Here is a 22,942-nt window from a genome sequence, read left to right on the forward strand (position 1 = left end):
CAACCGCGGATCCCTAGCTTCCTCGTGATCGCATCGCACACCGCTTCATGAGGAAGGTATCCACCGATGACCGAACAACCACTGCCGCAGGGGACAGCGACCGCCAATGCCGCCGCGTACACACCATGGCTGACGCGCGTGCTGGCGTTCCTGATCGACTACATCCCGTACGCGATCGTCCTGGGGGTCGGCTACGCCGGCGAGGCGACGGGGAACGCCACGATCGGCGCGGCGGTATTCATGATCTCGGCGGCGATCGGGGTGGCCTACCTGGTGTGGAACTACGGCTACAAGCAGGGCACCACCGGGTCCAGCATCGGCAAGTCGATCATGAAGTTCAAGGTGGTCAGCGAAGCGACCGGCCAGCCCATCGGATTCGGCATGTCCGTGGTGCGCCAGCTGGCACACGTCCTCGATGGCCTCGTCTGCTACCTCGGCTTCCTGCTCCCGCTGATCGACGCCAAGCGGCAGACCATCGCCGACAAGGTCATCAAGACCGTCTGCGTGCCGGTGTCCTGAATACGAGAAACCCCCGCCGAACTCGGTTCGGCGGGGGTTTCTGCTATGGCGGTGGCGGAGGGATTTGAACCCTCGGACGGGGGTTACCCGTCACACGCTTTCGAGGCGTGCTCCTTAGGCCGCTCGGACACGCCACCGGGAGGCAGCTTACCGGGCGAGTGCGGATGGCCCTAATCGCGCCGTTTTCCGCGCCAGGGCCGTGCCCGACGGCCGATCACGGCCCTGCCGAAGAAAGCGGCGCGTCAGCGCTGGCGGGCGAAGAACTCCTCCAGCGGCGCCGCGCACTCGGCGGCCAGCACCCCGCCGCGCACCTGCGGTCGGTAGGTCAGCCGGCGATCGCGCACCACGTCCCACAACGATCCGACCGCGCCCGTCTTGGGCTCCCACGCCCCGAACACCAGCAGGCCCACCCGCGCCATCACGATGGCCCCGGCGCACATGGTGCAGGGCTCGACGGTGACCGCCAGCGTGCAGCCCTCCAGTCGCCAACCGTCACCCAGCCGGGCCGCGGCCGCCCGCATCGCCAGGATCTCGGCGTGCGCGGTCGGGTCACCGAGTTCCTCGCGTGCGTTGGCGGCGCGGGCCAACTCGGTGCCGTCCGGGCCGAACACCACCGCACCGATCGGCACATCCCGCGGACCGGCCAGCCGGGCGGCGTCCAGCGCCTGCCGGATCAGCTGTTCCTCGGTCACCGACCGATCTTGTCGAGCACCGCGGAGAGCTCGGACTCGAAACCCATCCGCTGCGCGATCGCGGTGATCTGCTCCTCGATCTCCATGTCGATATCGGAGACGATGACCCCGAGCACCCCCTCGGGCAACCCGATGTCCGAGAGCACGCCGAGGTCGCCCTCTTCGAACGGGTCCGCCTCCTCGAGGTCCTCGTCGTCGAGGTCGGCATCCAGCTTGTCCAGTACCTCGGCGGCAATGTCGTAGTCCAGCGCCGCGGTGGCATCCGACAGCAGCAGCCGGGTCCCTGCCGGGGCGGGCCGCACGATCAGGAAGAACTCGTCATCGACGTCGATCAGTCCGAAAACAGCGCCGGCGCTGCGCAACTCACGCAACTCGGTCTCGGCGGCGGTCAGGCTGGTCAGCACCGCCCGACGCATCTGCGAGCACCGCCACTTGCCGTCCTCGCGGACGACGGCGACACCGAAACCCTCCGGCTGGTCGGCAGCTTCCTGCGCCGGCGCACGCTGTGCTCCCATGGTCGCTAACGCTAGTCGCAGACCACGGGCTTTGACCACCTAATGACCGGCGCCCGGACCGTATGCCAACCTTGAACGGTGACCGACACACCGGTGTGCGTGCTGGGGCTGGGACTGATCGGTGGCTCCCTGATGCGCGCCGCCGCGGAGGCGGGCCGTCACGTCTTCGGCTACAACCGATCCGTCGACGGCGTCGCGGCCGCCCGCCTCGACGGTTTCGACGCGACCGCGGCACTGGACCAGGCGCTGGCCCGCGCTGCCGAAACCGATGCGCTGATCGTGCTCTCCGTCCCGATGCCCGCGCTCTCGGGGATGCTCGACCACATCGGCCGCATCGCCCCGGACTGCGCGCTGACCGACGTGACCAGCGTGAAGGGCGCGGTCCTGCGCGAGGTGCGCGAGCACGGGCTGCTGTCCCGGTTCGTGGGCGGGCACCCGATGACGGGCACCGCGCACTCCGGCTGGGCCGCCGGCAACAACGACTTGTTCGCCGGTACCCCGTGGGTGGTCGGCGTCGACGATCACGTCGATCCGCAGGTGTGGGCGGCGGTGATGAACCTGGCGCTGGACTGCCGGGCGTTCGTGGTGCCGGCCCGCTCCGACGAGCACGACGCCGCCGCGGCCGCGATCTCGCACCTGCCGCATCTGCTGGCCGAGGCGCTGGCCGTCACCGCCGGCGATGTGCCGCTGGCGTTCGCGCTGGCCGCGGGGTCGTTCCGGGACGGCACCCGGGTTGCGGCGACCGCCCCTGACCTGGTGCGGGCCATGTGTGAGGCCAACTCCGCGGAGCTGCTGGCCCAGCTGGACCGCACCCTCGAGCTGCTCACCCAGGCCAGGGAGCACCTGGCCGCGCAGACCTCGGTGGCCGACCTGGTGGACGCCGGGCATGCCGCCCGCGTCCGCTACGACAGCTTCAGCCGGCCCGACATTCTGCACGTGACGATCGGCGCGCAGAACTGGCGCGACGAACTGGCCGCCGCCGGCCGGGCCGGCGGGGTGATCAGATCCGCTCTGCCAGTCCTGGATAGTCGAGGATGAAGCCGTCGGAGTCGACGGTGATGGTGGTTTCGGCGATCGGCGATTTGAGGCTGATGCCGGCACCCTCGCCGGTGCTGCTGTAGCTGATGGTCTCCAGCTCGACGGTGAGTTCGGGCAGCCGCACGTACACCACCGGCAGGCTCAGCGCGTCGGTCCGCTGGTGCAGGCCGGTGCGCCGGATGGGCAGCGCGTTGAAGAACGGGCTGAACACCACGTCGACGTCGAGCGCGCCCTCGTAGGCGGCCCGCCTGGTCTGGTTCTGGTGGTCCTGCACCAGCCACATGTTCTCTTCGTCGCGGGCGATGGACAGCTGGCGTTCCCGCTCGGCCAGCGTCATGGTCAGCGACAGCCGCTTGGTGGCACCGGCCTCGTCGGTGACCAGATCGTAGGAGGCGCTGAAGGCGGGATGTGACTCGGTGGCGGCCGCCACGATGCGGCCGTAGGCCTTGATCCGATTGCCGGACAGCTGGACCCGTACCGACTCCATCCTGGGCAACTCATGGGCGCGCCAGGTGAGGATTGCCGGCCAGGCGCCGTCGGCTTCAGTGCCTGATTGAGGGGCTGCGTCAGTCACCTCTCTACCGTAGGCGACGCGCCCCCGGCTTCGTAGCCGCGTTCCGAACTCCGCCCGTGCGCGGCCCCGGATCGTGATTCGAGCGCGACCTCGTCGTCGATCAACGGCTGCGGGAACCGCCGCCAGCGATCCACCCCGGGCTGGGACAGCCACACCGCGAACGCGCACGCGGCGTCCAGGATCAGCGCCAGCGCGGTCACCATCAGCGCACCCACCAGGGCGATGTGGAACTGCCTGATCTTGATGCCGTCGATCAGGTAGCGGCCCAGCCCGCCGAGGCTGGCGTAGGCGGCGACGGTGGCGGTGGCCACGATCTGCAGGGTGGCGGTGCGCAGCCCGCCCAGGATCAGCGGCAGCGCGTTGGGCACCTCGACGCGAGCCAGTACCTGGCGTTCGGTCATGCCCATGGACCGCGCCGCGTCGACGACGGCGGCGTCGACGTTGGCGATGCCGGCATACGTCCCGGCCAGCAACGGCGGGATACCCAACAGCATCAGCGCGACGGTGGGCGGTATCAGACCCAGCCCCCACAGCAGCACCCCGAGCAGCAGCACACCCAGCGTGGGCAGGGCACGTAGCGCGTTGACGCCGCTGACCACCAGGAAGGTGCCGCGGCCGGTGTGCCCGATGAGCAGGCCGACCGGGATGGCGACCAGCGCCGAGAACAGCACCGCGATCGCGGTGTACTGCAGGTGTTCGACGATCCGGATACCCAAGCCGGCCGGGCCGGACCAGTGCTCCGCGGTGAAGATGTAGGCCAGGGCCTGCTGCAGGAAGTTCATCGCGCCCCCGCAGCGGCTCGGGTCCAGGGGGTGATCACCTTGCCGGCCAACAGGATCAACGCGTCGATCACCACGGCCAGCACGAAGATCGCGATGATGCCGGCGATGATCTGGCCGCTCTTGTTGGCCTGATAGCCCTCGGTGAACCAGGTACCCAGACCGCCGATCCCGATCACCGACCCCACCGACACCATCGAGATGTTGGTCACCGCGACCACCCGCAGGCTGGCGATGAGCACCGGAACAGCCAGGGGCAGTTCGACTTTGACGATGCGGGTGAAGGGGCGGTAGCCGACGGCGGTGGCGGCGTCGAGCACATCGGCGGGTACCGCATCCAGCGCCTCGGGCACGGCGCGCACCAAGAGCGCGGTGGTGTAGAGGGTCAGCGCGACGATGACGTTGGTCTCGTCGAGGATGCGGGTCGGGATGATCAGCGGCAGCGCCACGAACAACGCCAGCGACGGGATGGTGAAGACGATGCTCGCGATCACCGTGATGGTGCGACGCGGCACGGTGGTGCGCTGCACGGCCGCACCCAGCGGTACCGCGATGAGCAGCCCGATCACGATCGGCACCAGCGACAGCCGCAGGTGGATCAGCGTCAGCGCCCAGGCCTTGTCCAGATGGGTCAGCAGATACGTCACTACCCGACCTTCGGCACCCGGCGTTGTCGTTGCAGGGCCGCGAGCACATCGTCGGCCCGGATACCGCCCAGCAGCCGCCCGTCGTCGTCGACGGCCACCCCCAGCCCCGATGGCGAGGACAGCGCGGCGTCCAGCGCCTGACGCAGTGAGCCGCCCGGCGGGAAGAAGGAGCCGCCGCCGATCGTGCTGTCGTACAAGGCACTTCCCTTGCGGTGCACATCGACGCCCTCGGCGTTGATCCAGGCGAACGGCTTGCCGTCGGCACGGATCACCAGCAACCATTCCCCGGGATCGAGCTGCTGGGCGTCGATCTCGGACTCGGCCACCTGTGGGATGTCGTGCAACGGCAGCCCGTTACCCTCGAAGAACTGCAGCCCGCGGTAGCCGCGGTCGGCACCGACGAAACCGGAGACCAGTTCGTTGGCCGGATTGGACAACACGAACGCCGGCTCGGCGTACTGCTGCAGCACCCCGCCGCGGCCGAACACCGCCACCTTGTCGCCGAGTTTGACCGCCTCGTCGATGTCATGCGTGACGAACACGATGGTCTTGCGCAATTCGCTTTGCAGCCGGAGGATCTCGGTCTGCAGTTCCTCGCGCACCACCGGGTCGACGGCGCTGAACGGTTCGTCCATCAACAGGATGGGCGGGTCGGCCGCGAGCGCCCTGGCCACTCCGACGCGCTGCTGCTGGCCACCGGACAGTTGGGCCGGATAGCGGTTGGCGAGTTTGGGGTCCAAGCCGACCCGCTCCAAGACTTCCAGCGCGGCTTTGCGTGCGGCGCGGCGTGTTTCGCCTTTGAGCACCGGTACGGTGGCGACATTGTCGACGACCCGCTGATGCGGCATCAGCCCGGCGCTCTGGATGACGTAACCGATGCCCAGGCGCAGCTTGACGGGATCCACCTCGGTCACGTCGTTGCCGTCGACCGTGAGCGTGCCCGAGGTCGGTTCGATCATCCGGTTGATCATCCGCATCGAGGTCGTCTTGCCGCAGCCCGACGGTCCGACGAACGCCGCGAGCGTGCCCTCCGGGATGTCGAGGGTGAGATCGTCGACCGCGACGGTGCCGTCCGGGTAGGTCTTGGTGACGTTGGTGAAGGTGATCATCGCACACTCACTTGCCGGGAAGGGGTTTGTCGAAACCGTTGTCCGCGATCCACTTTCCGGCCGCCTCGTCGGGGTCGACACCCTTGTTGCCCTCGACGGAGGTGTTCAGGTCGATCAGCGCCGCGGTGGACAGTTTCGCGCTGACGGCGTCGAGCACGGACTTCAGGTCGGTGGACAACTTCTGTGAGGCCACCAGGGGCACCACGTTCGCGGCGAGAAACACACTCTTGGGGTCCTCCAGCACCACCAGCTTGTCCCGCACGATGGCCGGTGAGGTGCTGAAGACGTTGGCGGCGGTGATGGCGCCGCTGGTGAGGGCCTGCACGGTGGCCGGCCCGCCGCCGTCACTGATCGCCACGAAGTTGGCCGGGGATATGGTCAACCCGTACTGGTCCTTGAGGCCCACCAGCCCGGTCCGCCGGGTCTGAAACTCCGACGGGCCGCCGACTTTCACCTCGGCCGAGTGGGCGGCCAGGTCGGCGATGGACTTCAGCTTCCAACGCTGCGCGGTCGCCGCCGAAACAGCCAGGGTGTCCTTGTCCTCGGCCGGGGACGGGTAGGTGATCGACAGGTCCCCCGGCAGCGCCTTGAGCAGTGCCAGCAGCACGGCGTCCGATGTGGTGGCCGTGCTGGCGGCATCGAAGTACTGCAACAGGTTTCCGGTGTACTCCGGAATCAGGTCGATGGAGTGATCCTGCACGGCGGGGATGTAGGTTTCGCGGCTGCCGATACCGAACTGCCGTTTGATGGTGAAACCGTTGGCCTCCAGCGCCTGGGCGTAGATCTCGGCGATGATCTTCGACTCGGTGAAATCGGCCGAGCCGACGGTGATCGCTTTCAGGTCACCGGAGACGGTGCCGCCGCCGAGCGGGTCGGCGCTACCACACCCCGCGCTCAGCACGGCGAGCAACGTCGCGATGACGAGCCAGACCGCTGTCGTTCCCCGTCTGCAGCGCATACCGTCCCCTCGGCCATGCCGACTGTGATCCCTGGCAATTCCCCGACAGTAACGGGCCACGGCGCGACATGCCGAGCTTTGATTCACCGTGAAGTAGTTTGCTTCGGGCGCTGAAGGGGCAAGGATGGGGGCATGAGCAACGATCCGATCGCGCCGGACCCGGTCCCGGAACCGCCGGCCGACCTGCCCCCGGCGGCTCCACCGGAGGACGCGGTGAAGTTCACCAGGGCGGCCGCGCTGTGGTCATCGCTGATCGTCGGCTTCCTCATCCTGATCGTGCTGCTGATCTTCATCGCGCAGAACACCGATCCCGGCACCTTCCACTTCCTTGGCTGGAATTGGTCGCTGCCGCTCGGGGTGGCGCTGCTGCTGGCCGCGGTGTGCGGCGGGTTGCTGGCGGTGCTCGTCGGCGCGGCCCGGATCGTGCAGCTGCGCATCGCGGCCCGCAAGAATCTCAAGGCCGCCCGGCGAGCCGGGTAATCCAGCGCCGCTAGACCAGCCGCAGGCCCTCGGCGATCAACGGTGCCACGGTCGCGCCGACGGCGGATTCCTGGCCGCCCTCCCTGGCCCGGAAGTCGATACCTGCCGCGATGATGGCCAGCTTGAAGTAGGCCAGGGCCATGTAGAAGTCCCAGTGGCTCAGTTCCTGGCCGCTGGCCACCGCATACCGCTGGGCCAGACCGTCGGCCGACGGCAGCAGCGGTGACGTCCAGGCCGCCTGCATACCCAGCACATCGTCGAAGTTCGGGTTGCGGTACACGCACATCAGGGCCGCGTCGGACAGCGGGTCACCGAGGGTGGACAGTTCCCAGTCCAGCACCGCACGCACGATGGTCGGGTCCGAGCCATCCAGGATGGTGTTGTCGATGCGGTAGTCCCCGTGCACGATCGAGGCCCGCGAGCTGGCCGGAATAGCTTGCGCCAAAGCAGAATGCAGGCGATTCACGTCGTCGTCGCGGGGGTCGTCGGGCAGCCGGACCAGATCCCACTGCGATCCCCAGCGCCGCACCTGGCGCTCCAGGTAGCCCTGCGCCTTGCCGAAGTCGCCCAGCCCGACGGCCTGCGGATCGACGGCGTGCAGATCGGCCAGCACCTTGATCAGGGCGTCGACACAGCCCTCGATGACCGTCGCATCGCCAAGGGCCTGCAGTTCGTCGGCGCTGCGCACCACCTGGCCCTCGACATTCTCGACCATCTGGAACGGCGCGCCCAGCACGGAATCGTCGTTGCGCATCGTCACCGCGCGGGCCACCGGTACCGGGGTGCCGGCCAGGGCGGCCACCACCTTGTATTCGCGGGCCATATCGTGCGCCGACGGGGTCAGCCCGTGCAGCGGGGGCCGGCGCAGCACCCACGCCGACGCGTCGTCGAACACCCGGAAGGTCAGGTTGGACCGGCCACCGGAGATCAGTTCGGCGCGCAGCTCGCCGGAGCGGGGAATCCCTTCGGCGCGCAGATGACGGTCCAGGGCATTGAGGTCGAGTCCATCCAGAGAGGTCACCGGAACTGTTTACCACCGCACATTTCGCGGCAGCAGATCCCATACGTGTTCGGTGCCGTTGACCGCGGCCACGGACAGCTTGCCGCTGCGGGAGACCAGCAGCCGGGTCACCGAGGCGTAGTCGACGTGGAACGACAGCAGCCGCTCGGTGCCCAGGATGTGATGCAGCAGGACGTTGATGACGCCGCCGTGGCTGAACAGCACCACGGTGTCATCGTGGCCGGTCTCGGCGATCAGATCCTCGACGGCGGCCACCACCCGGGCCAGGAACGCCGTCTCGTCGACACCGGAGGGCAACTGCCCGGTGGCCAGCCGCGCCAGTTCCTCGGGGTTCTCCTGCGCGATCTGCTCGATGGGCACGTAATGCGACATGTCCCGGTCGTATTCGGCGAGCCGTTCGTCGATGTCGACAGTCAGCCCCAGCTTGTCGGCGAGCGGGCCCGCGGTCTGCACGGCCCGCCGCTGCGGGCTGCTGACCAGCCGGCCGACCGGGAAGCGCGACAGTGCATCGGGCAGGCGCGCCGCCTGCGCGATGCCCTGCTCGGACAGCTCGGGATCGGAGCCCTGGCCGGGCTCGCTGCGCAGCGGGAGCGCATGTCGGACCAGAAGCAGTTGCATCGTGCCACCATAGGGCCGCATACCGAGGAGGTCCGGAGATGGGTTATGCCGACGAGCTGTTCGATCTCACCGACCGGGTCGTGTTGATCACCGGGGGCAGCCGCGGGCTGGGCCGAGAGATGGCGTTTGCGGCCGCTCGTTGCGGGGCCGATGTGGTGATCGCCAGCCGCAACCTGGAGTCGTGTGAAGCGACGGCCGCAGCGATCACCGCCGAGACCGGCCGGGCCGCGCTGGCGCACCGGGTGCATGTCGGGCGGTGGGATGAGTTGGAGCCGTTGGCCGATGCCGCCTACGGCCGGTTCGGCAAGGTGGACGTGCTGGTCAACAATGCCGGCATGTCGCCGCTGTACGACTCGCTGGGCTCGGTGACCGAGAAGTTGTTCGACTCGGTGGTGAACCTGAACTTCAAGGGGCCGTTCCGGTTGACCGCGCTGATCGGCGAGCGGATGGTGGCCGCCGGTGGCGGGTCGATCATGAACGTGAGCTCGTCGGGATCGCTGCGACCGGACGCGTCGATGCTGCCCTACGCGGCGGCCAAGGCCGGCCTGAACGTGTTGACCGAGGGTTTCGCGAAGGCGTTCGGACCGACGGTGCGGGTGAACACCCTGATGGCCGGTCCGTTCCTCACCGATGTCAGCAAGGCCTGGCCGTCCGAGGACCCGGAGAGCTTCGCGCATCTGGCATTGCGACGCGCCGGTGATCCGGCTGAGATCGTCGGCGCCGCAATGTTTCTCATGTCGGATGCGGCCAGTTTCACCACCGGGTCGATCCTGCGTGCAGACGGTGGGCTGCCCTGATCAGGGCGTGATGATGGCGAAGCCCGGGTCGGGCCGGTCCATGGCGCCCAACAGCTGCGCCAGGGCATCGGCAGCACCGGTGAATTCGACGCCGGGCGAGTCGGTGTCACCCGCTGCGAATGCCAACAGTCGCCCCTTGGTGGCGAACGTGACGGTGGCCGTCGCCGTCGCCGGGTCTGCCGGGGTCTTGCGGTGTACCAGCACCCCGTTGCGCAGCGTCAGCCGATAGTCGGCACCCAGATCGACGAACGTCACGTCGATGGTCAGGTCCAGATCCCAGGCTCGCGGACCGTTGATGTTGATGGCGAAGGTGTCGAACATCTGCTCGGGGGTCAACTGGGCGAGCACCGTCGGTGACGTGGTCTGGGTGGGGGTACCGAAGTTGCCGTCACGCAACTCGGTCGCCCCGGACAGGAAGAAGTTGCGCCACACCGCATTCTCGGCGCCGTACGCCAGTTGTTCCAAGGTGTCGGCGTACAGTTCGCGGGCGCCGGCATGATTCTCGTCGGTGAAGATAGCGTGATCCAGCAGCGTTGCCGCCCAACGGAAATCGCCGTCGTCGAAGGCCTGTCGCGCCAACTCGACGACGCGGTCCAGACCACCGATGGCCTGCACATACCGGGGCCCGATGGCCTCCGGCGGATGCTGCCAGAGCCGGCCGGGATTGCCGTCGAACCAGCCCATATAGCGCTGGTACACGGCCTTGACGTTGTGGCTGACCGAGCCGTAGTAGCCGTGGGTGTGCCAAGCCTTTTCCAACGCCGGTGGCAGCGCGAAGTTCTCGGCGATCTCGATACCGGTGAACCCCTGGTTGAGCTGCCGCAAGGTCTGGTCGTGCAGGTAGGCGTAGAGGTCGCGTTGCAGTGACAGGTACTCGACGATGTTGTCCCGGCCCCAGGTGGGCCAGTGGTGCGAGGCGAATACGACATCGGTGCGGTCGGCGAAGGTGTCGATGGCCTCGGTGAGGTAACCGGCCCAGCCGTGCGGGTCCCGCACCAGCGCACCGCGCAGGGTCAGCAGATTGTGCAGGTTGTGGGTGGCGTTCTCGGCCATGCACAGCGCCTTGAATTGTGGGAAGTAGAAGTGCATCTCGGCCGGCGCCTCGGTGCCGGGCGCCATCTGGAACTCGATCTCGACGCCGTCGATGGTGTGCGTCTCGCCGGTGTCGTGGATGTCGATGGTGGGGACGATGAGCGCCACCTCGCCCAGCGACGGGGCCTGCCCGAGCCCGCACCCGACCTGGCCTTGCGGTCCGCGGGCCAGCACCGCTCCGTACATGTAGGCGGCGCGGCGGGTCATCGCGGTGCCGGCGTAGACGTTCTCCTGCACGGCGTGGTCGGTGAACCCTTCCGGCGCGATGACGGCGACCTTTCCGGCGTCCACGTCGGCCTGCGAGGTCACACCCAGCACCCCACCGAAATGGTCGACGTGGCTGTGGGTGTAGATCACGGCCGTGACGGGCCGATCCCCGCGATGCTCGCGATACAGCGCCAGCGCCGCGGCCGCGGTCTCGGTGCTGACCAGCGGGTCGATGACGATGATGCCGGTGTCGCCCTCGATGAAGCTGATATTCGACAGGTCCAGGCCGCGTACCTGGTAGATCCCTGGTGCGTCGTCGCCCGTCGCTCCGCTGGCCCTGGTGACCTCGTACAGCCCCTGCTTGATGCACAGCTGGGACTGCCGCCAGAGGCTCGGGTGCACCGAATCCGGCGCTTCGCCCGCCAGGAAGGCATAGGAGTCGTTGTCCCACAACACTTTTCCACCGGCACCGGTCACCACGCACGGGTCCATCGCCCCGATGAACCCGCGGTCGGCGTCGGTGAAGTCGCGGGTGTCGTCGAACGGCAGGCCGGTGCGGTGTCCGCGGTTGGCGGCGGCGATGGTGGCGGTGGGCGGCTTCTGCTCCATGGACACGAACGATGCCACGTAAAGCGTTTCCGCGCGCCGGATTACGGCGCCAGCACGCTGATTTCCTTGGCGCCGTTCCCGTCGGCGATGGCCTTCTCGACGACGCCCGCAAACGCCTGCAGCGCGGCATCATCCATCCCCGCCGCCCGCGAGGTGGCGATCAGGTGGTGCAGCGACGCGGCCGCCGACGACACCGACGCGCTGGCGTCGTCGTGGTGGCCGGCGTCGGCACGCTCGGCGATCTCGGTGAAGACCGAGGTCAGGATGTCCACGATGTCGGTGGCGTGCGGCAACAGTGCGGTGGGGCCGATGCCGTGCGCCTTCGCGATACCGATGGCATGCAGGAACCCTGCCACCGAGGTCCAGAACAGGTCCAGCAACGCCATGTCGAACGTGGCGGCGCGGTCGTGCTGGGGCCCCAGCCAGGTGGGAGTGCCCAAGACTCTGAACACCTGCACGCCGGCGTCATAGCGGTCCCGCGGTCCGGCGAAAAGGATGCTGGCGGCCGGGGTTCCGATGGTCGCGGTGGGCGTCATGATGGCCCCGTCGAGATACTCGCCGCCGAGGCCAGTGCCGTACCCATCTCACCGAGCCCGAGGAAGCTGATCCGTTGCGATGTATTGGTCATGCGACCATCGTTGGCGGCACGCGGAAGATTCGACAAGTACCCACTAGAAAGTGCGGTACTCACCAAAACGTAACCACTCGCATTGACCTGCGAAGGGACGATCGATGACTCAGCTGGGCAAGTTCACCTGCGGCCTGGATGCGGCGTTCGCGGTGGTGGACGGGAAGTGGAAGCTGATCCTGTGGGAGTTGCAGGCCGGTCCGAAACGGTTCAACGCCCTGCACCGCAGCCTGCCCGGGGTGTCGCAGAAGATGCTGACCCAGCGCCTCAAGGAGTTGCAGCGGCACGGGGTGGTGCACCGGGAGAGCTACCACGAGGTGCCGCCGCGGGTGGAGTACTCGATGACCCCGGCCGGCGCGGAACTGCTCGACTCGCTCGAACCGCTCAGCGATTGGGCCACCAAGCACATCGACCTGATCTGCGCGGCCGAGGCGGGCTGAGGCTCACAACCGGTGCAACGTGACGTCGGCGAGCGCGCCGTCGGCCAGCGTCGCGGTCAGGTACGTGCAGTGCGGCTGGCGCCGCCGGTCGGTCGGCGAGCCCGGGTTCAGCAAGCGCAGACCGGTGGACGCAGTCGCATCCCACGGGATGTGACTGTGCCCGAACACCAGCACGTCGGTCTCCGGGTACAGCCGCGCCATCCGCTCGTCGCGACCGGCCGCCGCCCCGGTCTCGTGCACGACGGTGAAGCGCAGGCCGTGCAGCGTCGCCTCGGCGCGTTCGGGCAGCCGGGCCCGCAGTTCATCCCCGTCGTTGTTACCCCAGCACGCCAGCAGCCGGCGCGAGCGCGCCTCCAGTTGATCGAGTAGGTCCGGGGACACCCAGTCACCGGCGTGGATCACCACATCGGCGGTGTCGACGGCCGCCCAGACCGCGGCGGGCAGATCCCGCGCCCGTTTGGGGACGTGGGTGTCCGCGATGAGGAGCAGGCGCACGGCACCACCGTAACGCGGTGCCGGAATGCGAGATGAGTGCGCCCGAAGGGATTCGAACCCCTAACCTTCTGATCCGTAGTCAGATGCTCTATCCGTTGAGCTACGGGCGCCTAGGAAAAACTCCAGTCGAACTATTCAATTATCCGGCGGAGGCGAGAGGATTTGAACCTCCGGTCCCCTGTAAGGGGGACAACTCATTAGCAGTGAGTCCCATTCGGCCGCTCTGGCACGCCTCCTGAACGATCTGAGGGTACCGGACCCCCGGAACCGCCGAGCGCACAGATTACACAGGCCGGACGGCGGAAGGCAAAGCGCGACCTCGGACGGCCACAACGGCACCCCTAGAATGGCCGGGTGACCGCCCGCCTGCGCCCCGAGATGGCCGACCTCCCGGCGTACACGCCGGGTCGCACGGTGCCCGGCGCCATCAAGATCGCCAGCAACGAGACGGTGGACGGACCGCTGCCCAGCGTGCGCGCGGCCGTCGCCGCCGCCATGGACACCATCAACCGGTACCCGGACAACGGCTACCAGGACCTGCGCGAGCGGCTGGCCAAGCACGTCGACTTCGCCCCCGAGCACATCTCGGTGGGCGCCGGCTCCGTCAGCCTGTGCCAGCAGCTCATCCAGATCACCGCGTCGGTCGGCGACGAGGTGATGTTCGGCTGGCGCAGTTTCGAGATCTACCCGCTGCAGGTGCGCACGGCGGGTGCCACCCCGGTGCCGGTGCCGTTGGTCGACCACACCCACGACCTGGACGCCATGCTGGCCGCGATCACCGACCGCACCCGGCTGATCTTCGTGTGCAATCCGAACAACCCGACCTCCACCGTGGTGGATCCGGCCAAGCTGGCGGCCTTCGTCGCCGCGGTGCCGTCGGACATCCTGGTCGTCATCGACGAGGCGTACGTCGAGTACATCCGCGACGGTCTGCTGCCCGACAGCCTGGCACTGGCGCGCAACCACCCGAACGTCGTTGTGCTGCGGACCTTCTCCAAGGCGTACGGATTGGCGGGGCTGCGTGTCGGGTACGCCGTCGCCGATCCGGGGATCGTCACCGCGCTCGGCAAGGTCTACGTCCCGTTCACCGCTACGACGGTGTCGCAGGCCGCCGCCATCGCCAGCCTGGATGCCGCCGACGAGTTGCTGGCCCGCACCGACAAGGTGGTCGCCGAACGCAGCCGGGTCAGCACCGCACTGCGCGAAGCCGGCTACGAGTTGCCGGAATCCCAGGCCAATTTCGTCTGGCTGCCGCTGCCCGGCCGCACCGACGATTTCGTCAACGCCGCCGCCGAAAGTCGCATCGTGGTGCGCCCGTACGGCCAGGACGGCGTGCGGGTCACCGTCGCCGCTCCGCACGAGAATGATGCGTTCCTGGCCTTCGCCCGGACGTGGATCGCCGCACCAGGAGGACAGAAATGAGTGCCCGCAACGTCTTCGAAGACCTCAAGCGGCGTGCCGGCCAGATCCCCGACGCCGAACTCGACGAGTTCTGGGCGACGCTGCCGCCGGCCGGTATCGAATTCATGCTCGGCGAGTGGAAGGGCGGCGAATTCCAGACCGGCCACAAGGCCAACGGATTCATGAAGCGGCTCAACTGGTTCGGTAAGACGTTCAACTCTGCCAACGACGCCAAACCACTGGTGTGCCTGGATGCCGACGGCAACAAGTTCTCCAACACCGAGGCGATGAACGGCGAGGCCAGCCTGTGGCTCGAGGAGTTCCGCGGTGAGCCGACGGCCACCATGGTGTACGACGGCAAGCCCGTGCACGACCACTTCAAGGTGATCGACGACAACGCCGTGCTGGGCATCATGAACGGCAAGGGCGCGGTGGTGGACGGGAAGTATCTCTACTTCTATCTGGAACGCGTGTAACCGTGCGGCGGGCACTGGCGGCAACGGGCCTGGTGACGGTCGCACTGCTGGCCGGTTGTGCGCGCACCACCGAGGGGTCGGTGGCGATGACCACCGAACCGGGTCCCGCCCTGACCACCCGACCGTCCACGCCGGCCACATCGTCGGCACCGACCACCACCCGCCGCGCGCCGGGTGGGTCGACGGTGCCCGATGTGCCCGCGCCGCCGAATGCCCTGACGATGAAATGCTCGGACTACACGCAGCTCGACGAGGCCTCCCAGAAGGCCGTCGTCAACGCGATCCTGGAACAGCAGCAGTCGATCCTGACCCCGGACAACATCGACGTCGCCAAGACGCTGGCCGACGCGGTGTGCCAGTTCCTGGCCGACAGCACGGTCAGCGAGGTGCTGCTCGGGGGACCGGTTCCATAGCGCGTTAGCCTTCACGACATGGCTTACGAATCCGTCACCGTCGACATCGCCGACCATGTCGCTCGGGTCACGCTGATCGGGCCGGGCAAGGGCAATGCCATGGGCCCGGCATTCTGGGACGAGATGCCCGACGTGTTCGGCACGCTGGACGCCGACCCGGAGGTCCGGGCGATCGTGCTGACCGGGTCCGGCAAGAACTTCAGCTACGGGCTGGACCTGCCCGCGATGGGCGCAATGCTGCCGGGTCTGGACGCCGGCGCCAAGGTCCGCACCGAGTTCCACACCAAGTTGCAGCGGATGCAGGCGGCCATCTCCGCGGTCGCCGACGCCCGCACCCCGACTGTCGCCTCGATCCACGGCTGGTGCATCGGCGGCGGCGTCGACCTGATCAGCGCCGCCGATATCCGGTATGCCAGCGCGGATGCCAAGTTCTCGGTGCGGGAGACCAAATTGGCGATCGTCGCCGACGTGGGCTCGCTGGCCCGGTTGCCGCTCATCCTGTCCGAAGGCCACCTGCGGGAACTGGTGCTGACCGGCAAGGACATCGACGCCGCGCGCGCCGAGAAGATCGGTCTGGTCAACGATGTCTACCCCGATCCCGAGGCCGCATTGGCCGCCGCGCACGCCACCGCTGCCGAGATCGCGGCCAATCCCCCGCTGACGGTGGCCGGGGTGAAGGACGTACTCGATCAGCAGCGCATCGCGCGGGTGTCGGAGAGTCTTCGCTATGTGGCGGCCTGGAATTCGGCGTTCCTGCCGTCGAAGGACTTGGCCGAGGCGGTGACCGCCATGTTCCAGAAGCGGCCACCCCAGTTCACCGGCGAATAAGCGTTCCACAAATTACATCGGCGTGAGTCGCGACATGGTCACGGATGGATATCCATCGATGCACCGCTAGCCACATCGGCCTCATCGGACACTAGCGTCACAGCTGTATATGTGCAGGCGTCGTTCCGGCGTCCGCCCCTGAAAGGTGTGACATGTCGCGGCGTCGTCGAATTGCCCCGCTGCCGGTGGTCGTGGTGACCACCGCCGGACTGTGCGCGGCGATCGGCGGTACACCGACGGCGCTGGCCGAGCCGTGCACCGGTGCCGCGGCTGCCGCTCAACCGCCGGCGGGCACCGGGGCCATCCCGGAAGCGCCCGTCAACGGTGGTCCGCCGTTGGGCCACAAGCCATCCGGGGCCAACGACAACGCTCCCCTGCCGCGGCTCGGGCAGCTGACCCGGTCGCTCATCAGCGCACTGACCCCCCAGCAGGTTCAGCAGCAGGCGGCGGTGGCGCCCGCCCCGAAACCGACCAAGACGGCGGCCCCCGCCCCGCCGCCGGCGCCCGCGGCGGCTCCGATGCCGGCTCCGGGTACCGCGTTGATCGGCTGGGTCACCGGCCCGGAGAGCTCGAACAACACCATCGCCAAATACTCCATCACCGGCACCGACCTCGGAATCATGTGGGACAACGGCAATCCCGGAAACCACCAGGTGCTGATGGCCTTCGGGGACACCTACGGGTACTGCAGCACCCCGCAAAAGCAGTGGCGCTACAACGTTTTGATGCGCAGCCAGGACACCGCCCTGGCCAACTCCGTCGCGGCCTCCAGCGCGCCGTCCTGGCGACCCGGTCTGGCCAAGCAGATCATCAACAGCATCGGCTGGGCCCCCGTCGAGAAGGGCATCATCCCGACCGCCGGGATCTCGGTGGGCGGCAACCAGTATGTGAACTTCATGTCCATCAAGAACTGGGATGCCGACGGCCGCTGGTCGACCAACTTCTCGGCCCTGGCCGTCTCACCGGACAACGGCGAGCACTGGGGTGTCTACCCGAACACCGTACGCACACCGTCCCCGGACAGCATCGACCGCGTCGGATACACACCGGGCAACGAGAACTTCCAGATGGGCGCCTTCATGAAACCGGGCCCCGGCGACAACTATGTGTACTCCTTCGGCACCCCGCCCGGCCGGGGCGGTTCGGCGTATGTGGCGCGGGTGCAACCGGCCTTCCTTCCTGACCTGAGCAAGTACGAATACTGGAACGCCGACAACAACGCCTGGGTGCCGGGCAATCCGGGTGCGGCCACCGCGGTCATCCCCGGACCGCTCGGCGAAATGTCGGCGCAGTACAACACCTACCTCAAGCAGTACGTGGCGTTGTACTGCAACGGACTCAACGATGTGGTGATGCGCACCGCGCCGGCCCCGCAGGGACCGTGGGGGCCGGAGGCCATGTTGGTCTCACACTCGGAGTTCCCCGGCGGCATCTACGCTCCGTTCCTGCACCCGTGGTCGACCGGAAAGGTGTTGTACTACAACCTTTCCCTGTGGTCGGACTACAACGTAATGCTGATGCGCACGGTGTTGCCGTAACCGACGATCACACCTCGATGCGCGACCCGATGATGACGGTGCGGTCCAGCGGCAGCGCGAAATGCTCCGCAGCGTCGGCGGTGATATGCGACGTGGCGATGAAAAGCCTTTTCCGCCAAGGTGCCATCGTGTCGGCCGGGCCGGGGGTCAGTTCGAGTTTGGACAGGTAGTAGGTCGCGTCGTCCGCGGACAGCGGCCGATCGCCGAACGGAAGCGGGCCCAGCAGCCGCAGCGCGGCAGGCACATCCGGCTGATCCATATAGCCGTACTTCGCGTTGACGAAAATGATGCCGTCGTCGGTGTAGCCGAGATTGTCGATGGTGATCCGGTCCTCGTCGGAGATCCGCGGCACCGGCTGCACATCCAGCGACATGATGATTGCCTGCTCGTGCAGCACGTGGTTGTGTTCCACGTTGGAACGCATGGCCAGGGGCGCCGTCTCGCCGCCGCGGTTGAGGAACACCGCGGTGCCCGGAATGCGGATCGGGGTGCTGCGGTCGGTCGCCAGCTTGTCGACGAACGCCTGCAGCGGTCCTTCGGCCTTTTCCCGCGCCGCGGTCACCACTTCGCGGCCGCGCTGCCAGGTGAGCATCACGGTGAACGCGGTGATGGCGATGAGCAGCGGCAGCCACGCCCCGTGCACCAGTTTGGTGAGGTTGGCCGCGAAGAACATCAGATCGACCACCAGCAGTGCGCCGCCGCCGCCGATCAGCAACCACAGCGGGGTGTGCCACCGGGCCCGGGCCTGATAGAGGAACAACAGTGTGGTGATGGTGATGGTGCCGGTCACTGCCATCCCGAAGGCATACGCCAGGGCCGCCGAGCTGCGGAAGGCGAACACCAGCGTCAGCACCGCCACCATCAGCACGCCGTTGATCCACGGCACGTAGATCTGGCCGATGGACGACTCCGAGGTGTGGGCGATCCGCAGCCGGGGCAGATAGCCGAGCTGAGCGGCCTGGGCGGCCACCGAGAACGCGCCGGTGATGACCGCTTGAGACGCGATCACCGTCGCCGCGGTGGCGAGCACCACCATCGGGATCCGCGCCCACTCCGGGGTGAGGATGAAAAATGGTGCGCTGACGGTGCTTTCGTCTCCCAACAGCAGCGCGCCCTGCCCGAGGTAGCTGAGCACGCAGGCCGGCAGCACCAGCCCCAGCCACGCCGTGACAATGGCCGGTCTGCCGAAGTGGCCCATATCGGCATACAGCGCCTCGGCGCCCGTGACGGACAGCACCACGGCCGCCAGCGCGAAGAACGCGATGTGCAGATGACCGGCCATGAAACCCAGCGCGTAGGTCGGCGACAGCGCCCGCAGGATATCGGGGTGCGCGACGATCCCGGAGATCCCGCAGGCGCCGATCGCGAGGAACCAGGCGATCATCACCGGTCCGAAGAACCGGCCGATGGTGGCGGTGCCGCGCCGCTGCACCGAGAACAGCGCCACGATGATGACCACCGTCAGCGGGATGACCCACCGGTCCAGTCCGGGCTCGACCACCTTCAGCCCCTCGACCGAGGACAGCACCGAGATCGCCGGGGTGATCATGCTGTCGCCGAAAAACAATGCGGCACCGAACAGCCCGAGGCCCGACAGCACGGCGGCGGTCCGTTCGTGACCCGCCGGGCAACACCGGCGCACCAGCGTGATGAGCGCCATGACCCCGCCCTCGCCGTCGTTGTCGGCGCGCATCACCAACGTGACGTAGGTGAGGGTGACGATGAGCATCACCGACCAGAAGATCAGCGACACCACGCCGTAGACGTGCGGGGCACTGATCGGCACCGGATGCGGATCGCCGGGATCGAACACCGTCTGAATGGTGTAAATGGGGCTGGTGCCGATATCACCGAAGACCACGCCGAGCGCGGCAATGACCAGCGGTGGCCGCAGGGACTGCGCAGGAGGGTGCACGGAACGTATTGTGCCCTGCAGGGAGGTTGCAGTGGCCGCAGTCCGGCACCCTCGTCGGCTCGGAGTGGGTTTTAGACTTGCGGTGTGCCACGTTCGTCGATCGACACCCACTGCGCGCGGTGCTTGCGCACAGCGCCGCCGGATGGTGACCCCGAGCAGGCCTCATGGACGCCGCTGATCCTGAATTCGCGTTGGTCGTTCGTGGTCGAATGCCCCAACTGCGCACCGGGTTCGACGACGCACAGGTTTGGCCGCCGAACGTCGCGGTGATCTCTCGGGTTATGCGGTGTCGTCGCCCTCGCGCAGGGAATGGATCATGCTCTGCAGGATCCGGAAAGCGCTGGCCTGCTGGCTGTCGGTCAGACCGGCGAGCATCTTGACCTCGACGGACCGGACGGCCGCACTCGCTTTTTCCAGGCTGCGCCGGCCGCGCGGGGTGAGCCGCGTGGGCAGCGCCTTGCCGACCGGCGCCTCCGCCGGCCTGGTGACGTAACCGTCGCGTTCCAGGGTTTGGAGCAGCACGTTCATCGACTGTCGGGTGACGAATGCGCCGCGCGCAAGCTCGGAGTTGGACAGACCGGGACGTTGCGCCAGCAGTTCGAGGCAGGAGTAGTGAGTGACGCTCATGCCGAGCGGCCGCAGCACCTCCTCCATGGCTGCGCGCAGCACGCTCGAAGCCTCCTTCAGCAGGTATCCCAGCGACGTCTGAAGGTCCACCCGGTCTTGTTCCATGTCAGTATTCTGACATATGCTGATGGTGTCAGATAACTGACACGACACGAAGGAGCGTCATGCCCGCCACCGGCCCCGACTTCATCTCACTGCAAGCCCGCAACCTGCCGGCTTCACAGGAGTTCTACGAGCGCTACCTCGGCCTGGTCCGTTCGCCGGCCGGGCCGCCGCACGCCGTCGTCTTCGAGACCAAACCGATCGCCTTCGCACTCCGCGATGTCATCGCCGGTACCGACCTCGACTCGGCACCCCGACCGGGCATCGGTGCCGCGATCTGGTTGCACGCCAACGACGTCCAGGAAATTCACGATGCACTGGCCGCCGACGGGCACACCATCGTCACCGCGCCGGTCGACGGGCCGTTCGGGCGGACGTTCACTTTCGCGGATCCGGACGGCTACCACGTCACCCTGCACGACCGCGCCTGAGCTGCCGGCTGCAGCCTTTGAGTTCACCCGACGCGACGCGATTCCGAAACTGTCTTGGACAGAAGCCCTTTGCGTGCACGCACGCTAACGCCAGGTTGTCATCTGGGCCCGGAATTTCGGGCAGGCGAGGATGTCCAAGTGGCTGCATTGGATGGCATGCTCCAGAAACTGTCTGGCGTATTCCAAGTCAAGCGAGCGTTGGTGTGTTTCGGCAATTTTGGCCGTGATCATGGCTGTACGGCGCGGGCGGTCCTGTTGTAGTTCGGCAAGGTCGGCAAGGGTGAGTCCGGCATACTGGCATTTGCGGAGCAGGATGATTCGCTCGACGGCTTCGGGCGGATAGCGGCGCTGACCGCTCTGGCGCTCGGGCTGCGGAAGCAAGCCGTGACGTTCCCAGTACCGGATAGCGGAAGCAGGGACTCCTGTGCGCTCAGCGAGCGTGCCGATTGTCATGAGCATCGAGTTCTCCCTACACCGGCTGCGGCGCGAGCAACAGCACTTGACTTAAACCCTAGTTCAGGGTGGACGGTTGGCGCCGAGCAACCACGATTGGAGGATCGACATGACCATCGAGACGACCGAGCAAGTGTCCGCCGAAGCGTTGGTGGAGATCGCCGAGCGACTTTTCGCTGCGGGAGTGATGTCACATTCGGGGCATGCCAACCTGAGTGCCCGCCTGAGCGACGAACACTTCCTGCTGACCCCGGGTTTCGTCAGGGGCCTACGTGCCGATCAGGTCGCCGTGGTCGGCGTCGATGGGCGGGCAGTCGGCGGGCGGATGGAATCGGCGAGCACCGAGATCGTGAACATGCACGGCGTTGTCTATCGGCTGCGCCCAGACGTCAGAGCGGTACTGCACACCCATTCACCCGCCGCGACCGCTTTCGCCGTCGCACATCGGCCGCTGCCGTGCCGCACCGAGCCGATGCTGCGATTCGGGCAGGCCGAGGAGGTGCCCGTGGCCCCCTGGGGTCCGCGTGGCTCGGAGGTGTCGGTACGGGGGATCGCCGACCTCCTCGAGCAGCGCCCGACCACCTCGGCGGTGCTGCTGGCCAATCACGGTCTGTTGGTGTTCGGACCCGACCCCCGGCAAGCCGCCGATCTGCTGATCGCCATCGAGGAAAGCGCGGAGGCCGAACTCGCCGCACGCGTACTCGGCGGTGCGGTCGACTTTCCGGCCGCCGCGCTGGAGGCCGTGCGGACGTCCATGGCGCGGGCGGCATCGTGACCGAGCCTGAGAACACCGACAGCCGATTCCTCGATCGCATCACGGATCGGCTTGGGCGACCATCGGACTCGCCTGCAACGCCTGCTCATTCGCCGACCGCGCCGCGGACATCGACCCTTTGGCGGTGGCGGAGGGATTTGAACCCCCGGACGGTGTTAGCCGTCTCTCGCTTTCAAGGCGAGTGCATTAGGCCGCTCTGCCACGCCACCGCCGTCAAGAGTAAGCGGTCTACACCCGACCGAGTCTCGCGGGCGGGGCATCGGCCATCAGGCCCGCGCTGATCCGGCGGCAGTTCTCCCCCACCGCCGCCATCTGCGGCCGCGACAGCCGGCCCAGATAGTGCGTGCGCACCCCGTCCCCGTAGGTCTCCAGCGCCTCCTTGAGCAGCGCGCGTCCGTCCTCGGTGATGGTGGCCAGCACACCGCGGCCGTCCTCCGGGCTGGCCACCCGCTTGACCAGGTTGAGCTTCTCCAAGCGGTGGATCTGCCGGGTGACCCGACTGGGCAGCGACATCAGGTTGTCCGCGAGGTCGCCCATCCGGGCCGACCCCGTCATCGAACGGTCCAGGATGTCGAGGAGACGCACATCATTGAGCGTCAGCCGATGCGCTTCCACCAGTGAGCGGTTCAGCGTTGCATAAAGCCGTAACGCGGAGTCCAAGAAGTTTTGCCAGGACCTCTGCTCGGCGATATCGAGACCGGGCATCGTGCTGGCGGTGCGCCCGGCGATAGTGCCTTCCATCGCGCCATCGTAAGGCTCTACCAC

Annotated in this window: 27 protein-coding genes, 4 tRNA genes and 1 pseudogene; 12 read left to right on the forward strand and 20 right to left on the reverse strand. The window is 67.5% G+C overall.

Translation table 11 applies throughout. From position 1 onward, the window contains the following. Nucleotides 1-114: 114 nt before the first annotated feature. Nucleotides 115-519: pseudogene (locus SBI67_RS04615) on the forward strand (RDD family protein); the annotation flags it as partial. 46 nt (nt 520-565) lie between these two features. Here SBI67_RS04615 and SBI67_RS04620 read toward each other — a convergent pair. From SBI67_RS04620 to SBI67_RS04630, 3 genes are all read right to left on the reverse strand, one after another. Then, nucleotides 566-656, reverse strand: a tRNA-Ser gene (locus SBI67_RS04620). Nucleotides 657-761: 105 nt separating this feature from the next. Continuing rightward, nucleotides 762-1,211: a nucleoside deaminase gene (locus tag SBI67_RS04625; protein ID WP_318979391.1), complete on the reverse strand. Its 450-nt coding sequence runs from the start codon at nt 1,209-1,211 to the stop codon at nt 762-764. Further along, nucleotides 1,208-1,726 carry a tRNA adenosine deaminase-associated protein gene (locus SBI67_RS04630; protein ID WP_318979392.1) on the reverse strand — a complete coding sequence of 173 codons (519 nt, stop codon included), beginning with the start codon at nt 1,724-1,726 and terminating at the stop codon, nt 1,208-1,210. Before SBI67_RS04630 ends, SBI67_RS04625 begins: the two co-directional genes overlap by 4 nt. Nucleotides 1,727-1,819: 93 nt before the next feature. Between SBI67_RS04630 and SBI67_RS04635 the strand changes: the two genes are divergently transcribed. Continuing rightward, a complete protein-coding gene (locus SBI67_RS04635) occupies nt 1,820-2,764 on the forward strand; it encodes a prephenate dehydrogenase (RefSeq protein WP_318979579.1) in 945 nt (314 codons plus the stop codon). Here the strand turns inward: SBI67_RS04635 and SBI67_RS04640 are convergent. The 5 genes from SBI67_RS04640 to SBI67_RS04660 are packed head-to-tail and all read right to left on the reverse strand — an operon-like array spanning nt 2,727 to nt 6,831. Continuing rightward, nucleotides 2,727-3,338: a putative glycolipid-binding domain-containing protein gene (locus tag SBI67_RS04640; protein WP_318979393.1), complete on the reverse strand. Its 612-nt coding sequence runs from the start codon at nt 3,336-3,338 to the stop codon at nt 2,727-2,729. The two genes, SBI67_RS04635 and SBI67_RS04640, sit on opposite strands and share 38 nt — an antisense overlap. Beyond that, nucleotides 3,335-4,120, reverse strand: coding sequence for an ABC transporter permease (locus SBI67_RS04645; RefSeq protein WP_318979394.1), 786 nt, complete (start codon nt 4,118-4,120; stop codon nt 3,335-3,337). Before SBI67_RS04645 ends, SBI67_RS04640 begins: the two co-directional genes overlap by 4 nt. Then, nucleotides 4,117-4,764: an ABC transporter permease gene (locus SBI67_RS04650; protein WP_318979395.1), complete on the reverse strand. Its 648-nt coding sequence runs from the start codon at nt 4,762-4,764 to the stop codon at nt 4,117-4,119. Before SBI67_RS04650 ends, SBI67_RS04645 begins: the two co-directional genes overlap by 4 nt. Then, nucleotides 4,764-5,873 (reverse strand): ABC transporter ATP-binding protein, encoded by a 1,110-nt coding sequence (locus SBI67_RS04655; protein ID WP_318979396.1) that lies wholly within the window; start codon nt 5,871-5,873, stop codon nt 4,764-4,766. Before SBI67_RS04655 ends, SBI67_RS04650 begins: the two co-directional genes overlap by 1 nt. Before the next feature lie 7 nt (nt 5,874-5,880). Further along, nucleotides 5,881-6,831 (reverse strand): ABC transporter substrate-binding protein, encoded by a 951-nt coding sequence (locus SBI67_RS04660; RefSeq protein ID WP_266047111.1) that lies wholly within the window; start codon nt 6,829-6,831, stop codon nt 5,881-5,883. A 132-nt stretch (nt 6,832-6,963) separates the two neighbouring features. Between SBI67_RS04660 and SBI67_RS04665 the strand changes: the two genes are divergently transcribed. Then, entirely contained in the window at nt 6,964-7,311 is a 348-nt protein-coding gene (locus SBI67_RS04665; protein WP_318979397.1) for a LapA family protein, read from the forward strand. A 10-nt stretch (nt 7,312-7,321) separates the two neighbouring features. Here the strand turns inward: SBI67_RS04665 and SBI67_RS04670 are convergent, their stop codons facing one another. Then, on the reverse strand, nt 7,322-8,332 hold the full coding sequence (locus SBI67_RS04670; RefSeq protein ID WP_318979398.1) for a phosphotransferase family protein: 1,011 nt from the start codon (nt 8,330-8,332) through the stop codon (nt 7,322-7,324). Between the two features lie 9 nt (nt 8,333-8,341). After that, complete coding sequence (locus SBI67_RS04675) at nt 8,342-8,950, reverse strand: histidine phosphatase family protein (RefSeq protein ID WP_318979399.1); 609 nt, start codon at nt 8,948-8,950, stop codon at nt 8,342-8,344. Nucleotides 8,951-8,988: 38 nt separating this feature from the next. On the opposite strand from SBI67_RS04675, the gene SBI67_RS04680 reads away from it, so the two are divergent. Further along, nucleotides 8,989-9,747 (forward strand): SDR family NAD(P)-dependent oxidoreductase, encoded by a 759-nt coding sequence (locus SBI67_RS04680; RefSeq protein ID WP_318979400.1) that lies wholly within the window; start codon nt 8,989-8,991, stop codon nt 9,745-9,747. Here the strand turns inward: SBI67_RS04680 and SBI67_RS04685 are convergent, their stop codons facing one another. Continuing rightward, complete coding sequence (locus tag SBI67_RS04685) at nt 9,748-11,655, reverse strand: alkyl/aryl-sulfatase (RefSeq protein WP_318979401.1); 1,908 nt, start codon at nt 11,653-11,655, stop codon at nt 9,748-9,750. Between the two features lie 41 nt (nt 11,656-11,696). Continuing rightward, a complete protein-coding gene (locus SBI67_RS04690; protein WP_318979402.1) occupies nt 11,697-12,191 on the reverse strand; it encodes an imine reductase family protein in 495 nt (164 codons plus the stop codon). Nucleotides 12,192-12,387: 196 nt separating this feature from the next. On the opposite strand from SBI67_RS04690, the gene SBI67_RS04695 reads away from it, so the two are divergent. Next, nucleotides 12,388-12,723 (forward strand): winged helix-turn-helix transcriptional regulator, encoded by a 336-nt coding sequence (locus tag SBI67_RS04695; RefSeq protein ID WP_318979403.1) that lies wholly within the window; start codon nt 12,388-12,390, stop codon nt 12,721-12,723. 3 nt (nt 12,724-12,726) lie between these two features. Here SBI67_RS04695 and SBI67_RS04700 read toward each other — a convergent pair whose 3' ends face one another. The 3 genes from SBI67_RS04700 to SBI67_RS04710 form a co-directional block, all read right to left on the reverse strand. Further along, nucleotides 12,727-13,218: a metallophosphoesterase family protein gene (locus SBI67_RS04700; protein WP_318979404.1), complete on the reverse strand. Its 492-nt coding sequence runs from the start codon at nt 13,216-13,218 to the stop codon at nt 12,727-12,729. 37 nt (nt 13,219-13,255) lie between these two features. Beyond that, nucleotides 13,256-13,328, reverse strand: a tRNA-Arg gene (locus SBI67_RS04705). 37 nt (nt 13,329-13,365) lie between these two features. Beyond that, nucleotides 13,366-13,454: transfer RNA gene (locus SBI67_RS04710), tRNA-Ser, on the reverse strand. 118 nt (nt 13,455-13,572) lie between these two features. On the opposite strand from SBI67_RS04710, the gene hisC reads away from it, so the two are divergent. The 5 genes from hisC (at nt 13,573) to SBI67_RS04735 (ending at nt 17,874) form a co-directional block, all read left to right on the forward strand. Beyond that, nucleotides 13,573-14,640: a histidinol-phosphate transaminase gene (hisC, locus tag SBI67_RS04715; RefSeq protein ID WP_318979405.1), complete on the forward strand. Its 1,068-nt coding sequence runs from the start codon at nt 13,573-13,575 to the stop codon at nt 14,638-14,640. Further along, complete coding sequence (locus tag SBI67_RS04720; RefSeq protein WP_318979406.1) at nt 14,637-15,095, forward strand: DUF4334 domain-containing protein; 459 nt, start codon at nt 14,637-14,639, stop codon at nt 15,093-15,095. Before hisC ends, SBI67_RS04720 begins: the two co-directional genes overlap by 4 nt. Before the next feature lie 2 nt (nt 15,096-15,097). Further along, nucleotides 15,098-15,508, forward strand: coding sequence for a hypothetical protein (locus tag SBI67_RS04725; RefSeq protein WP_318979407.1), 411 nt, complete (start codon nt 15,098-15,100; stop codon nt 15,506-15,508). A gap of 18 nt (nt 15,509-15,526) precedes the next feature. Further along, nucleotides 15,527-16,336, forward strand: a complete 810-nt coding sequence (locus SBI67_RS04730; RefSeq protein WP_318979408.1) for a crotonase/enoyl-CoA hydratase family protein — start codon at nt 15,527-15,529, stop codon at nt 16,334-16,336. A gap of 152 nt (nt 16,337-16,488) precedes the next feature. Continuing rightward, a complete protein-coding gene (locus SBI67_RS04735; RefSeq protein ID WP_318979409.1) occupies nt 16,489-17,874 on the forward strand; it encodes a glycoside hydrolase family 183 protein in 1,386 nt (461 codons plus the stop codon). Between the two features lie 7 nt (nt 17,875-17,881). Here the strand turns inward: SBI67_RS04735 and SBI67_RS04740 are convergent, their stop codons facing one another. Together SBI67_RS04740 and SBI67_RS04745 are read right to left on the reverse strand one after the other, a co-directional pair. Beyond that, entirely contained in the window at nt 17,882-19,789 is a 1,908-nt protein-coding gene (locus SBI67_RS04740) for a potassium transporter Kup (RefSeq protein WP_318979410.1), read from the reverse strand. A gap of 279 nt (nt 19,790-20,068) precedes the next feature. Beyond that, a complete protein-coding gene (locus tag SBI67_RS04745; RefSeq protein ID WP_318979411.1) occupies nt 20,069-20,521 on the reverse strand; it encodes a MarR family winged helix-turn-helix transcriptional regulator in 453 nt (150 codons plus the stop codon). Nucleotides 20,522-20,580: 59 nt separating this feature from the next. Between SBI67_RS04745 and SBI67_RS04750 the strand changes: the two genes are divergently transcribed. After that, on the forward strand, nt 20,581-20,949 hold the full coding sequence (locus SBI67_RS04750; protein WP_318979412.1) for a VOC family protein: 369 nt from the start codon (nt 20,581-20,583) through the stop codon (nt 20,947-20,949). A gap of 84 nt (nt 20,950-21,033) precedes the next feature. Here SBI67_RS04750 and SBI67_RS04755 read toward each other — a convergent pair whose 3' ends face one another. After that, on the reverse strand, nt 21,034-21,408 hold the full coding sequence (locus tag SBI67_RS04755; protein WP_318979413.1) for a MerR family transcriptional regulator: 375 nt from the start codon (nt 21,406-21,408) through the stop codon (nt 21,034-21,036). Nucleotides 21,409-21,511: 103 nt separating this feature from the next. Here SBI67_RS04755 and SBI67_RS04760 point away from each other — a divergent pair, with 103 nt between their 5' ends. Next, nucleotides 21,512-22,177, forward strand: a complete 666-nt coding sequence (locus SBI67_RS04760; RefSeq protein ID WP_318979414.1) for a class II aldolase/adducin family protein — start codon at nt 21,512-21,514, stop codon at nt 22,175-22,177. Between the two features lie 119 nt (nt 22,178-22,296). Here the strand turns inward: SBI67_RS04760 and SBI67_RS04765 are convergent. Next, nucleotides 22,297-22,386, reverse strand: a tRNA-Ser gene (locus SBI67_RS04765). A gap of 19 nt (nt 22,387-22,405) precedes the next feature. Further along, nucleotides 22,406-22,918, reverse strand: coding sequence for a MarR family winged helix-turn-helix transcriptional regulator (locus SBI67_RS04770; protein ID WP_318979415.1), 513 nt, complete (start codon nt 22,916-22,918; stop codon nt 22,406-22,408). Between the last annotated feature and the right edge of the window lie 24 nt (nt 22,919-22,942).

Source organism: Mycolicibacterium chengduense, assembly GCF_033741155.1.
GTDB lineage: Bacteria > Actinomycetota > Actinomycetes > Mycobacteriales > Mycobacteriaceae > Mycobacterium.